Here is a 14209-nt window from a genome sequence, read left to right on the forward strand (position 1 = left end):
CGTTTCTGGATGGTCCTTTGCAGCTTGGGGTCGTCCGGCGTTCTTCTTTCCCTGTTGGCGCTTGGTGCCGTGCTTCTGGTCCTGTTTGCGGATGCATTCCTTACTTGGTACATAGTTCCGGGTAGGGTTCCCGGATCTCTGTTAGCCGGGTTCTTGCTGTTCTTGCTCTTGCTTGCTGTGCTTTCCTACGGCATGATTCGCGCCTGGATACGGTACAGAAGGGGAGAGCTGGGCTTCAGGCTTCAGGCCCGTGTGGTGCTCGTGTTTGTAGTTGTGGGTGTGGTGCCGACTGCTCTTGTGTCTGGCTTTTCGTCCTTGTTTTTCGATTACGGTGTTCGTGCATGGTTCCGTGGCATTGTAGAGCCTGCAGTTTCCTCCTGCTGCGCCGCCGCGCTCGGTAGGGAACGTGAGTACCTTGCTGCAATGCTGGCTGCCGATGTGTCGCGTTTCGTTGGGTATCTAGGCGGCTTGCCTGATAATCTCGATAGTAGGGTGCGTGAGGGTGCCGCTCTGTTCGGTTTTGCAGAGGTGCTTGTTATGGGCCGCGAAGGGGTTATCGCTTCCAGCGCGGCCCATCCCTTGCCCGTTGTTACTTCTCCTGAGGGTAAGTCTTACGGTGAGAGAGCCCTGGGAGCCCCTGTTGAGAATGCATTGGTGTACACAATAGTGCCAGTATACGCTCCACCGGTAACGCATGTTGTTGCGGCACGTGTCCTGCCTGGAAGCGGCGGTTGTGCCTACGATATGTCTAGCTATCGGAAAAATGCGAGACTGCAGCTGTCCATACTACAAGTTCAGTTTTCATTAGCGTTCCTCTTTATATTTCTCATGCTGCTATTTGTGTCAGTATGGATGGGCGTCGGCCTCTCCAAAAGCGTTGTTGGCCCCTTATCTCACCTATTGTCGGCCACTAGACGGGTTCAAGACGGCAACTTTGATTGCAGGATTCACAGCAAGGAAGGAGTTGTAGGTGAAGAGATGTCCACTGTGATCGCGGCATTTAACGGCATGGTTGAGCAGCTTGGCACGCAACGGTTACAGCTCGAAAAGGCGTACAAGGAGATAAGCAGCAGGAAAGAATTTATCGAGACCGTCCTGTCTGGAGTATCATCCGGCATCATGGCGCTCTCCCCCTCGGGTGAGTACGTAACCTTGATGAATGACAGGGCTCGGGAGCTTCTATCGTTTGATGGATTACACGGGAAAATGTGTCACATATTTCCTGAGGCATGCGCCCTTTTGAACAGATTTGCGGATAAGGCCAACGTAATTATTGTTAGAGAGAATAAATCTCTTACACTCTCTGTACACATGAGGAGACTGGGCATGCAAGGGCTTATCATGACCTTTGACGATATTTCTGGGCTCGTAGAGGCGCAAAGACAAGCTGCATGGTCGGATGTGGCAAGAAGAATAGCCCATGAAATCAAAAACCCGGTCACTCCCATTTATTTGGCGGCTGAAAGGTTACGTAGTAAATATGCAGAGCAAATAGTATCGGGACGAGAGACATTTCTGAAGTACACTGACACAATAACTAGACACGTTTCAAACATCAGCGAGATAGTCGACGAATTTGCGAAATTTGCCAGGATGCCCAGTGCCGTGTTTGGGGTATGTGATATCTGTTCACTATTGCGTGAAATAAGCTTTGCGGGGCAGTTTGGTCGGAAGGTAGTAGACTTCGATCTACGCTTCCCAGATGCGGCGGTTCCCCTCCTTTTAGACCGAGAGCAAATTTCGCAGGTGTTCATCAACGTATTCAAAAATGCTTGCGAATCAATAGATGCTAGGGAAGATATTGATAGTGGCCACATCACAGTGACCGTCACCACAAATCCTGACAGCGTGGCAGTTGAGGTTAAGGACAACGGTGTGGGGTTCCCGCAAGATTTGATCGGCCGACTAACTGAGCCTTATGTGACTACTCGCGACCAGGGTACGGGGCTGGGGCTTGCTATTGTGAAGAAGATTTTGGATGAACACGGCGCATCCATAGGCTTCCAAAATTTGGAAGATGGAGGTGCAGTTCTTATAACTTTTGTGTTGAATGAGCGCGGCAGTGTTGGTTTGCTCAACTAATGAGTTGGCGCAGTTCTGCGCACAAATATTACGTGATAGGCCGGAGAGTTTGGCCATAGATACGGAATTCGTTAGAAGTTTTAATGACTACTATCCCAGACTTTGTTTGTTGCAGATGGCATACCAGGGTGGGCAATGTGTGGTTGATGTATTGGATGAACGGCTGGACCTATCCCCGTTGCAGAAAATTTTTGACGATGAAGGTATCTGTAAGGTTTTTCACGATTGCCGCCAAGATTTAGACGCCCTATCACAGAGATTCACGCGCCTTCCTAGGCCAATTTTTGACACTCAAACAGCTTCAATGTTATGTGAGTATCATGATAATTCTGTGGGATACTCCAAACTTGTAGAGCAATTCCTGGGCGTGAAACTCAATAAACTGCTGTTCAAAAGGGTTGATTGGTCACATAGGCCACTGTCTGAAGGCAAAGTGCGTTACGCTCTGGATGACGTGACTTACCTGCACGAGCTTTATGAAGTACTGCTGGGCATTTTGACCACCAAAGGACGGCTGACCTGGTTTCTTGAAGAGATGGCAAACATCGCTGAAGCGTCCGTGGATAACTATGACTCCCTGCTGGAGGGCATGGATTTCTTCCCCGAACTTGGGGAATCTGAAGCCATAATTGCAAGGTCGATAATTGAATGGAGGGAAAAAGTAGCCAGGCTGTTTAATGTTAATCGCAATATTGTGATGAATTCCAAGAGTGTGCTCTTCGCCACAAAAGACTTCCTTCGAAGCAGAGACGAGGAGGTGTTGTATAAGTACGTTAGCGGGTCTTATTTGGACAACTTGCCATTTAGCCTGTGCGACATATTAGAAAGCAGTGCCGGACGGAGGCTTGGAGTATACAAACTAGTAGACCACGACAAGCCCATGTTGAGTGCGTTACTTATTCTGCTCAACAGCATGTGCAGGGAGCACGGGATCTCGCAAAAGTTGGTTGCTTCAAAAGTTGAACTTGTGAAACTCATCAACAAAATACATAGCAACATAATGCACGGCTGGCGGTACGAGTTTTTTGGATGCAAAGTTGAAAAATTTATTGCGGGGAAGACCAGACTAATTTTCTCTGTTGATAACTCTGACGGGCAGATGCGATTGACTGTCGATACAAAAGCATAATTGCCTGAGTTGACATTGACACAGCGTACAATGGCTATGAATTCCGTGGAGCGGTGAATCCTACTGCGCGATTTTGCTGTTCTCCTTGGATACGCGGCTGCCCAGGAGAGGCGAAAATCCTGCTGTAGTGCCCCACTCAACTAGTTATTAGGAGCGCGCATCTTCTACCATCTTCACCCAAGTCTGCTCGTCTACTATCCTGACGTTCAGACACATTGCCTTTTCGTGCTTGCTTCCCGGATTGCTACCTGCAACCAATAACCAGGTGTTTGCGGATACGGAATTTGCCACTTTAGCTCCCAGACTTTCCGCCTGCAGCTTTGCTTCTGTCCTTGACATGCTCTCCAATGTGCCGGTAAACACCACGGTCTTGCCGGAGATGGCAGAGCCACTGTGTTGTGCCTGTGATGCTTCGTTCAAAATGTTGAGCTTTGTGCTCAAAGACTCTAATACTTCCAGATTTCCCTGCACAGAGAAAAATGCTTTTAAGGAACTTATGCTCTTTTCTCCCAGGCCGCGAATTTGCACAGTATCATGCTCCTTGGTAAGCGCTAACATCGCTTGATGCCAGTTTTTGTAAGATCCGTAATGTTCCGCAATGAGTTTTGCCGCGCCCACACCTATAAACCGTATTCCCAGGGCGAATATGAAGCTGCTGAGCCCGACTGTTGCGCTGTTGCGTATTGCAGCGACGAGATTTGCAACTGACTTCTCTCCCCACCCATGTTCTGTATCCAGGTTGATGCTATGCAACTTTTCTTCCAGGGAAAAGATATCAGCTATACTGTTGATCAGCCCATGGTTGCAGAAGAACTCTATCTGCTTTGCTCCCAGGCCCATAATGTTTAAGCCATTTCTGGATACGAAGTGCTTAACGCGCTCTAGAGCCTGCGCTTTGCATGACAACTCTGCAGCACACCGCAGGGCGACTTCACCGGGCTCGCGGTACAACTTGCTACCACATGACGGGCAGTGCGAGGGGAAGACAAACTTCTGTGACCCGCTACTGCGGAGGGTTTTATCTACGTCAACCACCTGTGGTATAACTTCTCCTGCTCGCTTTACTATCACCAGGTCTCCTATGCGCACATCCTTGCGTTCGATTTCATTGAGGTTGTGCAAGCTTGCTCTGGCAACCACCACACCTCCTATGTTGATTGGCTCCAACTCTGCTATGGGAGTTACAACGCCGGTTCTGCCGACTTGTACGGTGATATCAAGAAGTCTTGTGCGGGCCTCAGTGGAAGGGAATTTGTGTGCAATTGCCCACCGGGGTGATTTGCCTGTTGCACCAAGAAGCTTCTGGAAATTAATGTTATTTACCTTGTACACGACTCCGTCTATGTCATAACCAAGTTCGCTTCTGGTTGTATAGACCGCATTATAAAATGTGATCGCCTCCTCTATTTTGTCTGTGAAAAGCACTTGCTTGTTTGTATGAAACCCCCATTCATCCAGCTGTTTTAGTATTTCTTGTTGGGTTTCAAATGTGCTGTTTACTATGGAATAAGCTACATACCTGAGGTTGCGTTCCTCAACAATCTTCTGGTTGAGTTGGCGTATTGACCCTGCAGCTGCGTTACGTGGATTTGCAAAATTGCAGGATCCTCGCAGCTTTTCAAAGTCTTCATGGTGCATGTATATCTCACCACGCACTTCAAGAACTGCTGGAGCCGAGTCTAGCTGATGTGGCAGCCCGCGCAGGACCATTGCGTTGTTGGTGATGTCCTCGCCGAAGTGCCCATTACCGCGCGTTGCCACTCTGGTAAGCTTTCCATTATGGTATAGAGCAGAAAATGACATGCCATCCATTTTTAATTCGCATGAAAACTCTAGGATGTCATCTGGTTGTAACTCAAGAAAACGCCTCACTCTGGTGATAAATTTCTCCACATCCTGCACGGTGAAAGCGTTTTCTAGGGAGAGCATAGGCTCCAGATGTTGTACTTTGGGGAACCTAGAATCAGTCTTAGGTGTGCCCACAACATCTGCGTAGTCATCATACTGACGAATGTCTGGGAACTCATCCAAGAGCTTTTTTTTCTCTTGTACCAGAAGGTCATATTGGTGGTCCGTCACCTCTGGTGCGTCAAGCCCATGGTATAGCACATCATGGTGGCGGAGCTTTGCATTCAGACCAGCCAACCTACGCCTAGCCTGCTCCAACATAACAACAGCTACTCCGCTATAATGCCCTTACTTTTTAGCAGCGTACGTAACTCCCCGCTGTGGTACATTTCCCGCACTATGTCGCACCCACCTATGAACTCTCCCTTCACGTATAGTTGCGGTATAGTTGGCCAATCCGCGAATTTTTTGATACCTTCGCGCAGCTCCGGGTCCTTGAGGACGTCTACATCCCTGAATGCAACTCCCACATTCCGAAGTGCCTCGACAACAACTCCAGAAAAGCCGCACTGCGGAGCATCGGCAGTGCCCTTCATGTACAGCACAACGTCGCTGGTCTCTATTTCATTCCTGATTCTATCTGCGACAGGGTTACTGCTCATCTTGCTTACCTACTTCTGTTTGTATCTGCAACGCGTGCACGTCTATACCAGAAAGTGCACTATAAACCATCCTATGCTGCTCAAGTTTTGACTTTCCCACAAAGGCGCTGGAGACGACCCTGATTGCATAATGCTCGTCATCGGGGGCCAAAGGCCGTACGTACACCTCACTGCCAGGGAATGCACTGCTCAGCAGCTGCTCTATCCTAAAAAGTTCTACGCCCATCGCTCAAAATTTGCAGCAGGCCCAGGTTATAGCATCTTTTGCGTATTTGGTAAACACTGACTTTACCCCACTCACGCGGATACACGCGCTCTGAATTCATTGCACCTCCATTGCATATGATTGGATGAGGCTAGCTCACCAGCGCAGATATACGCTTCCAGAGGTCTTCGGTCATGGCTCCGGAAACATGCATTACCATCTCTCCCGTGTGACTAAAAACTAACGTTTCTGGTACTCCAGTTACTCCGAGTTTTTTCATCGTCCTGCCAGAATAGTCCGCGGCCACTGTTGCGTAAGGGTTCCCGTATTTTGCGAGCCACTCTAGAGTTTTATGTTGTACGTCAAGGTATGCCACGCCATACACACGTATGGTTTTTTTACCTGCTATGGACATCCATATTTTGTGCTCCTCGAGGCAGGTTGTACACCATGATGCAAACACGTGGATAACGTATGCACCCTCTATATTTTCAGTGCGAAGTTCCCTGTCTGCGCCAGCTATAGCCGGTAATACTATGTGGTATGATGGTTTTTTTAAATTGCGATTGTAATAAACCCCGAACAGCATAAGTGACAACAAGCAGAATAGCGCAAGAGTCGTAATCGCAATTACGCGCATAACATACCTATGCAAAAAGCCCCTTAAGTTCTTTAATGTGTGCAACCTCTTTAACCTCAATTGGTAACGAGTTGCCTTCCTTGCTTCCCGAAGGCACTATTGCCTGCTTAAAACCAAGTTTGCACGCTTCCCTAAGCCTTGGCCCAACATTTGTGACGCTTCTGATCTCACCAGATAGTGCAACCTCCCCAAATATGACTGTTGAAGAAGGTGTTGGAGATTTTGTAATGCTGGACATAAGAGACGCCGCTATGGCCAAATCAGACGCGGGCTCACATATCTTCAAACCTCCAGCTATACTGAGATATACTTCCTTATCTGCAAGCGGCATGTCACACCGTGTGTTAAGCACTGCGACTACCATGGCTAGACGATTAATATCCCACCCCACCACCGCCCGCCTTGGGCTGGGGGAATAAGTGTTGGCGATCAATGATTGTACCTCGACCAATATGGGCCTAGAACCTTCCATGCCCGCGAACACTACATTGCCTGTGGTGCCTTTTCTGGGAGACTGACCCAAAAAGAGCATGGATGGATCTTGCACAGGGAGCAGGCCTGATCCAGACATTTCAAAAACTCCCATTTCATTCGCTGGCCCGAATCTGTTTTTAATCGTACGCAATATGCGCAACTGGTTCCCATTGCTTCCTTCAAAGTACAGAACTGTGTCTACCAAATGCTCTAAGGTTTTTGGCCCTGCTATGGCGCCATCTTTGGTTATTTGACCCAGCAAAAATAACCCAATGTTGCGCTGTTTCGCTAGCATTATTAGCTTGTGTGCGCACATCCTAACTTGCAACACGGTACCCGGAGACGAAGGGATCTCTTCGTCGTGCATAGTTTGTATTGAATCTACCACGAGGAACTCAAAGTTGTCAGCGCACGCGGCGTTCAGCACCGAGCTGAGAGATGATGTAGCGACAAGTTTTATTTGGGGTTCACTAACGTTGAGACGGGTTGCCCTTGCCCTTATTTGAGCTACAGATTCTTCCCCAGAGACGTATAGGCAGTTATGAGATTGCCCGGCTAAAGATGCAAAAACCTGTAGCATAAGTGTGGATTTTCCGATTCCGGGTTCGCCGCCAATTAATGTGCTGCTGCCGGCTACTATGCCACCTCCTAGAACCCTATCCAGCTCATCATTCCCCACGCAAAATCTGTATACAGGTTCAGCGCTGCTGCCGCATATTGGCATAACCAAGGGAGACTCTTTCTGCTGTGCGCGCGCTGCGTGCTTGTTTTTAGGTGCAATCTCCTCCACAATGCTGTCCCACGCGCCGCAGGCTACACACCTGCCTGTCCACCTATGTGAACTGTTACCGCACGTTTGGCAGGCGTAAATTACTTTTGTTGACACCCACATACTCGATAGCACCTTACGCTGGGATGTTACACCAAAAAACGGACGCTTTCCAAGGGCGAGAAAGTGTTTTTATGGTATAAGTCACTACGCTGGCTATACGACATGTGCGTTGTAGTCACATACTTCTGGTTTACAACACACGCGCTGGCGCCACGGTGGAGTGTCGTTTGGGCGCATTTTGGTTGACTGTGTCGCTCTATGGTGATATTTGAAGCACACGTTGGTTGGCATTTTACAGTTATTGGCGAGTTACTGGGAATATGAAGCTTTGTAGTGTTGAAGAGGGGGCCGGATTAGGGTTTGCCTGGACCTGCAGGGAGTGTGTGGTCAGTTACGTGGCGTTGCTCTGGGCCTTCTTCCAAATGTTTATTGCATCCCCAATTCCGTTTTGGCTTGCCTCGCAGTACGGGATTAGCGCGTTTGTACTCACAGGGCTCAAAACCAGGGCTGTACACCTGTCTTTTGCGTTACTGTTGCTGTATTTGGTGATGCCTGCAACGCGTGGGAAGGGCAAAGACGGCGCCCTGCCTATTGACTGGGTCTTCTCTCTGTTGGGCGCGGGTGCAGCCGCGTACATTCTTGTGTTCTACGATGACCTATCGGTTAGGATGGCGATGCCCACTTTCACAGATATGGTCGCATCTGTACTTGGCATATTGCTCTTACTGGAGGCCGCAAGGCGAGCCATAGGCTTCCCCATAATTGTGGTTGCCATGTCATTTTTGATATACTCAATCTTTGGGCCTTTCATGCCCGATGTGATAGCGCACAAGGGCCACGGGATTGCCTCAATATCGTCACATGAATGGCTCTCGTCTGAGGGAGTGTTCGGCGTGGCGCTGGGCGTGTCGTGCAACTTTGTATTCTTGTATGTGCTTTTCGGGGCGCTCATGGACAGGGCAGGTGCCGGCGCATTTTTTATGAGGCTCTCGTTTGCGCTATTGCGCGGTTCGGTTGGGGGCCCCGCCAAAGCCGCCGTTGTTGCTTCTGGGTTTATGGGCATGATGTCTGGCTCGTCTGTGGCGAATACAATAACCATTGGCTCTTTTACCATTCCCTTAATGAAAAAGATGGGAATGTCGCCGGAGAAAGCCGCCGCTGTTGAGGTTTCTGCAGGCATAAACGGGCAGGTAACGCCACCGGTGATGGGGGCTGCAGCGTTTCTGATGGCAGAGTTTTTGGCGCTGCCGTACTCGGATGTGGTGAAGCATGCTCTGATACCGGCGGCCATGGTTTATATAGGGCTACTTGTAATTGTGCACTTGGAGGCCTGCAGGTTGAACCATCGCGGGCAGACCACTGAGGAAACTGGTGCATCAGGGGGCAAGCTGCTGTCCGGCGCGATTGCACTGCTGAAGTTCGCTATATGTGCAACCTCTATCGCGCTATTATTCGGAGTGTCGTTCGTCGTGATTAACGGAGTTGACGTGTGGGGGTTCCACATTCCGGGGGTGAAAACGATTTTCCGCGAGAACGGCATGTATTTTGTCGCTTTAGTTCTGGCACTCATGTACATTGCGCTGCTGCTTTGTCGGGGGGAGGCAAGCGAGGGTGGCGCGACCGAAGGGGATTTTGATTTTTCTGAAAAGGGCAACTCGAGTGCTTGGAATATAGCCAGACAGGGAATGCACTACTTCATGCCCGTATTCATACTTGTGTGGTCTTTGGTGGTGGAGAGGGTATCGACGTCTCTTGCATGCTTCTGGACCAACATGTTCCTGATCTTCATGCTGCTTGCCGAGGGCGTAGTATCCTCACTGAAAGCGCGTGATTTTTCCGGTGTGCTCCCGGCAGTGTATGCTGGTGTCAAGAAAATAGGTGCAGCGATGATTGCGAGCTCGAAGAACATGCTGCCTGTCGCTGTTGCGACCGCCACTGCAGGGCTGGTTGTGGGCACTGTTGGGTTGACTGGGTTTGGTCTTACCATAGGCGCATTTGTTGACGCGCTTGCCGGGGGTGACATGTTTGTCGCGCTTTTGGTAACTGCGCTTATATGCGTGGTGCTGGGCATGGGCATGCCCACCACTGGGTGCTACATAATAGTCTCGACGCTGGTTGCCCCTGTGCTGAGTATGGTGGCGCACAAAAACGGTATAACGGCGCCCCCCATTGCGCTGCACTTGTTTGTGTTTTATTTCGGCCTGATGGCTGATGTAACACCTCCGGTGGGCATAGCCTCCTACGCTGCTGCTGCCATAGCATCTGCAAACTCCTTCAAGACGGGAGTGCAGTCATTTCTGTACAACATAAAAACCATGGTCATTCCGTTTATGTTCATGTTTGATAGCAACATAATTCTATACGGGGTTGACAATGCCTGGATGGCTGCCGCGCGAATTGTGCTGGCTTTGGTAAGCGTGGTTATCCTTTGCACTGGAATGCAGGGATATTTTGTAAGGCGTAACCGGGTGTATGAGTCTATAATACTGGTTTGTGCGGGATTGATGCTAATGGCACCCAATTACATTGCAGGGCTGCTTGTTGACAGCCGTGAGGTGTTGCCTCTTGCCGAAATTAACAGCAGGATCGTTACTATTGGAACGGGAGACAGGGTTTTGGTAAACTACGAGCGAGTAGTTGCAGGCAGTGGGGGGGCTGGAAGTGAAGGATACGTTGTTGTGCCAATGAATGAGGGATTCGTGGGTGATGTGTCTGAGATGATGTACAAGAAAATAGGTGTTTCTGTAAAAGCAGAGCCCGTGGATGGCAGGCTTTTGGTGTCTAACATCAGTAGCGACGGATATGTCTTCGCAGACATATGGCAGGGGGACTTCATAACTGGGTTGTCCATTTCGCGCGGGAATCGCGGCGGCAATTACGTTATAGCTCTATCCATTCTGGTAGTGGCGATAGTTGCACTTATACAAACGCGTAGCAGGAAGTTGCAATATAGGTGAGGGGCTATGGTTCTGGACGCTGCTATGGCGCTTGTTGTACTGTCCCTAACTGCTCTGGGGTTTTTAAGAGGGTTTATTAAGGAGGTGTTTGGCATTGCCGGAATGGTGGTGGCTGTAGCGGTGACCGCCAGCTACAGTGACTATTTCGCTGAGGCTTACGGTATGCGTGTACATTCAGAAATTTTGGCCGGGATTCTGTCAGGCGTTACTGTGTTCATTGGAGTTATGACTTGTGTAGTCCTGGTTAACGGTGTGGTAGTGCGGCTTCTTTCACCTCTTAGGCATAATGCCTTAGATAAAGCAGCAGGGTCAATTGTAGGTATTGCGAAAGGCTTGGTGATTGCTTATTGTGCGTTTTTTGTCATGGAAACCTTTCTGTACGCATTTGCCCCAAGGTCTGCAGAGGATGACGCTGAGGTTATGTTGCCTACCTGGTTTTCTAACACGTATTCGTACAATTTCTTTTCTGCTGCGAGTGAGTATATGGGGAGCATAATTCCAGAGCTTGCATACGACAGAATAGGCGTGGTTGCGCGTGAGTTGCTTGACAAAGGGCAGGAGGATGATTTCAAGTATGATGGAGAAAAGCCGTGATATTTCTTGATTGTATCCAGTTGTCGTATATAATACGCCGATGGGGTTTTTAGCGGGTTTTTTTGTGCCTATTTACGAGTTTGCTTTCATTGCGCAGCAGGGTCTCACTCAGTATGAGTTGGAGGGTCTTTCAAAGGGTCTGTCTGCGCTGCTGGTTAAGATAGGTGCTGAGCTTGTTAAATACGAGTATTGGGGGCTTCTGGATTTTGCTTACAGCATAGCGAAAAACAATAAGGGGCACTATTGCATGATGTACATACGCGCTGACCCTGCTGCGATGGACGAGTTCCGGCGCAGGGTGAGGCTAAATGAGGACGTGCTAAGATTTTTGTGTTTGAAGGTAGACAAGGTCTGTGAAGGCAAGTCTGCCATGATGGGTTCTGATCAAGACTAGAAGGAGGTATCTGTGCTTCAGGGAGGTAGAAAAGACGGCGGTAAGGGAGAGTCAAGTGGTGGTGCGCATTCTCCGTTGGTGTATCTCAAAAGGCCGTACTTCAGGAAATCAAGGTCCTGTCCCCTAGCACAGTGTCCAGACGAAGATGTAGATTATAAAAACAGGGCGCTGCTCTCTAAGTTCGTTTCTGAGTACGGCCGGATACTGCCGAGTAGGATTACTTCGGTTTCCTCTAGGAAGCAAAAGCTCCTGGCGCGTGCCGTTAAGCGAGCTAGGTTCCTTGCTCTGTTACCGTATTGCTGATTTGTGGTTTTTATTGAATGTTATCGGTAATTCTGAAATCCAGCGTCAGGGGCCTTGGCAAAGCTGGTGAGATCGCCAAGGTCAGGCCGGGCTATGCGCGGTATCTTTTGGCAGATGGCAAGGCGGTGCGCGCCACAAAAGATAATATAGCGCTTCTCGAGCAAAGGCTCTCTCTCATAGAGGAGGAGAATAACAAGAAACTTGCGGAGGCTGAGGGAGTGGCTAAGTCCCTGGGGTCTGAGCGCCTGATCATCGTTAGGCAATCCTCCGATGATGGCAAGCTCTTCGGGTCTGTGACTGTCAGGGATGTATCTAAGTTACTTTGTGATCTTGGGTACGATGTTCAGCCGAGGTGCGTGTCTTTTGGTGAGGCGATAAAGCGCACTGGGGAGTATGAGATAAACGTAGAGTTGCATGCAGATTTGGTTGCTACGTTGCGGTTACATGTGGTAAGGAACGAGTCTGAGGCTGAGAGGGTCAGACTGGGGATTGCTAAGAGCGAAGACCAAGCGGCTGCAGTTGCTGAGGAGCCTGGCACTGCTGAGGCTGAGCGGGCAGAGGAGGTTGCGGCTGCTGAGCAACAGGATTCAAGCTTGGTAGACGGCCATGATGCAGATGGGGCTGCCGGTGATGTGGACCGTGGTGTAGGCGCTAGTGGCGTTTCTGATGAGGAGGAAATGCCTTCTGCTTAAGACTACTATAAAATGTGCGGGGGTTTATGGTTGGGTACGTTGGTAATGTCGATATAGGGGTATTCGATGCCGAGGTTGCGGACAGCATATCGGCGGAACTAGAGAGACAGAACACTCTGCTGCAGATGATTGCGTCGGAAAATTTTGTGAGTCGCGCGGTCCTGCAGGCTCAGGGTTCTGTGCTAACTAATAAATACGCTGAGGGGTATGCGGGTAGTAGGTACTACTGCGGCTGCGCACTTGTTGACGTTGTGGAGAATCTAGCCGTTGAGCGTCTCTGCAGGCTTTTTGGGTGTAGATTTGCTAACGTACAACCGCACTCAGGCTCCCAGGCCAACCAGCAGGTCTTTATGGCGCTCTTGAAGCCTGGTGATACTATTCTTGGCATGTCCCTGGACTGTGGTGGGCATTTGACCCATGGTGCGGCCCCTAATGTTTCTGGGCGATGGTTTAATGCCGTGTCTTATGGCGTCAACCGTGACACCGGCTTTCTAGATATGGATGAGGTGGAGACTCTTGCCTTGTCTGCCAAGCCCTCATTGATTATTGCCGGAGCGTCTTCGTACTCGAGAAAAATAGACTTTGCTGCATTCAGGGCCATAGCAGACAAGGTGGGGGCATACCTACTTGCGGACATAGCCCACTATTCGGGGCTAATTGCTGGGGGCTGCTATCCATCGCCGTTTGGGCACGCGCATGTTGTCACTTCCACTACCCACAAGACTCTCCGGGGGCCTAGGGGCGCCGTTATAATGACCGACGACGAAGAAATACACAAAAAAGTTAAGCTATCCGTGTTCCCTGGAATGCAGGGTGGTCCCCTAATGCACGTGATAGCGGCAAAAGCGGTGGCATTCAAAGAGGCTCTGCATCCGGATTTCAAGCTATATGCCCAGCAAGTGCTGGAGAATTCCCGCGCCCTTGCCGGTGTTTTGTCTTCCGAGGGGCTGGATGTTGTCACGGGTGGGACTGATAGCCACATTGTGCTGCTTGACTTGCGGTCAAAACGTGTGACTGGCAGGGATGTGTCTTCTTCCCTGGAGAGGGCTGGTATTGTGTGCAACAAGAATGCGGTGCCTTTTGATACAGAGAAACCTTGGGTAACTTCTGGAATTAGACTAGGTGCTGCTGCCGAGACTTCGCGCGGGCTTGGGGTGCCTGAGTTTGAAAGCATAGGACGCCTGGTTGTGAAAGTCATCAATGCTTGTTCTTTGGGTCAAGAAGAAATGTCTGCGGCGGAAGCGGAAGTTAGACATGAGGTAAACGGTCTGGTGCGCAGCCTTCCCATGTCTGCGTTTCCTGTGTGCGAGGTGTGCTAAAGCCCTTATGCGTTGACTGCGGTCTCGGTGACCTGTGTTTGTGAAGTTGCTAGACGATGCTGGCTTCGCACCCCCCTT

At 49.9% G+C, this 14209-nt stretch carries 13 protein-coding genes; 8 read left to right on the forward strand and 5 right to left on the reverse strand.

Going from position 1 to position 14209, the window contains the following annotated elements; genetic code table 11:
* Nucleotides 1-9: 9 nt before the first annotated feature.
* Nucleotides 10-2082 (forward strand): sensor histidine kinase, encoded by a 2073-nt coding sequence (locus AOV_RS00365; RefSeq protein WP_075138679.1) that lies wholly within the window; start codon nucleotides 10-12, stop codon nucleotides 2080-2082.
* On the forward strand, nucleotides 2051-3211 hold the full coding sequence (locus AOV_RS00370) for a ribonuclease D (protein WP_075138680.1): 1161 nt from the start codon (nucleotides 2051-2053) through the stop codon (nucleotides 3209-3211). The genes AOV_RS00365 and AOV_RS00370 overlap by 32 nt, the downstream gene beginning before the upstream one ends.
* A gap of 147 nt (nucleotides 3212-3358) precedes the next feature.
* On the opposite strand, the gene ligA is transcribed toward AOV_RS00370, so the two are convergent.
* From ligA to radA, 5 genes are all read right to left on the reverse strand, one after another.
* Complete coding sequence (gene ligA / locus AOV_RS00375; protein WP_075138681.1) at nucleotides 3359-5380, reverse strand: NAD-dependent DNA ligase LigA; 2022 nt, start codon at nucleotides 5378-5380, stop codon at nucleotides 3359-3361.
* Nucleotides 5381-5388: 8 nt separating this feature from the next.
* A complete protein-coding gene (gene grxD / locus AOV_RS00380) occupies nucleotides 5389-5721 on the reverse strand; it encodes a Grx4 family monothiol glutaredoxin (protein WP_075138682.1) in 333 nt (110 codons plus the stop codon).
* A complete protein-coding gene (locus AOV_RS00385; protein WP_075138683.1) occupies nucleotides 5711-5947 on the reverse strand; it encodes a BolA/IbaG family iron-sulfur metabolism protein in 237 nt (78 codons plus the stop codon). The genes grxD and AOV_RS00385 overlap by 11 nt, the downstream gene beginning before the upstream one ends.
* 130 nt (nucleotides 5948-6077) lie before the next feature.
* On the reverse strand, nucleotides 6078-6566 hold the full coding sequence (locus AOV_RS00390) for a DsbE family thiol:disulfide interchange protein (protein ID WP_075138684.1): 489 nt from the start codon (nucleotides 6564-6566) through the stop codon (nucleotides 6078-6080).
* 7 nt (nucleotides 6567-6573) lie between these two features.
* Nucleotides 6574-7932 carry a DNA repair protein RadA gene (radA, locus tag AOV_RS00395; protein ID WP_075138685.1) on the reverse strand — a complete coding sequence of 453 codons (1359 nt, stop codon included), beginning with the start codon at nucleotides 7930-7932 and terminating at the stop codon, nucleotides 6574-6576.
* Nucleotides 7933-8192: 260 nt separating this feature from the next.
* Here radA and AOV_RS00400 point away from each other — a divergent pair, with 260 nt between their 5' ends.
* From AOV_RS00400 to glyA, 6 genes are all read left to right on the forward strand, one after another.
* Nucleotides 8193-10829 carry a TRAP transporter fused permease subunit gene (locus tag AOV_RS00400; RefSeq protein ID WP_075138686.1) on the forward strand — a complete coding sequence of 879 codons (2637 nt, stop codon included), beginning with the start codon at nucleotides 8193-8195 and terminating at the stop codon, nucleotides 10827-10829.
* A gap of 6 nt (nucleotides 10830-10835) precedes the next feature.
* Complete coding sequence (locus tag AOV_RS00405; RefSeq protein WP_075138687.1) at nucleotides 10836-11423, forward strand: CvpA family protein; 588 nt, start codon at nucleotides 10836-10838, stop codon at nucleotides 11421-11423.
* A 64-nt stretch (nucleotides 11424-11487) separates the two neighbouring features.
* Nucleotides 11488-11817, forward strand: coding sequence for a 30S ribosomal protein S6 (gene rpsF / locus AOV_RS00410; protein ID WP_075139427.1), 330 nt, complete (start codon nucleotides 11488-11490; stop codon nucleotides 11815-11817).
* Nucleotides 11818-11829: 12 nt separating this feature from the next.
* Nucleotides 11830-12120, forward strand: coding sequence for a 30S ribosomal protein S18 (gene rpsR / locus AOV_RS00415; protein WP_117374372.1), 291 nt, complete (start codon nucleotides 11830-11832; stop codon nucleotides 12118-12120).
* 17 nt (nucleotides 12121-12137) lie between these two features.
* Nucleotides 12138-12812 carry a 50S ribosomal protein L9 gene (rplI, locus tag AOV_RS00420; RefSeq protein ID WP_075138688.1) on the forward strand — a complete coding sequence of 225 codons (675 nt, stop codon included), beginning with the start codon at nucleotides 12138-12140 and terminating at the stop codon, nucleotides 12810-12812.
* Nucleotides 12813-12838: 26 nt separating this feature from the next.
* Nucleotides 12839-14131 (forward strand): serine hydroxymethyltransferase, encoded by a 1293-nt coding sequence (gene glyA / locus AOV_RS00425; RefSeq protein WP_075138689.1) that lies wholly within the window; start codon nucleotides 12839-12841, stop codon nucleotides 14129-14131.
* Nucleotides 14132-14209: the final 78 nt, after the last annotated feature.

It is taken from the genome of Anaplasma ovis str. Haibei (genome assembly GCF_002214625.1).
In the GTDB taxonomy this organism is placed as follows: Bacteria; Pseudomonadota; Alphaproteobacteria; order Rickettsiales; family Anaplasmataceae; genus Anaplasma; species Anaplasma ovis.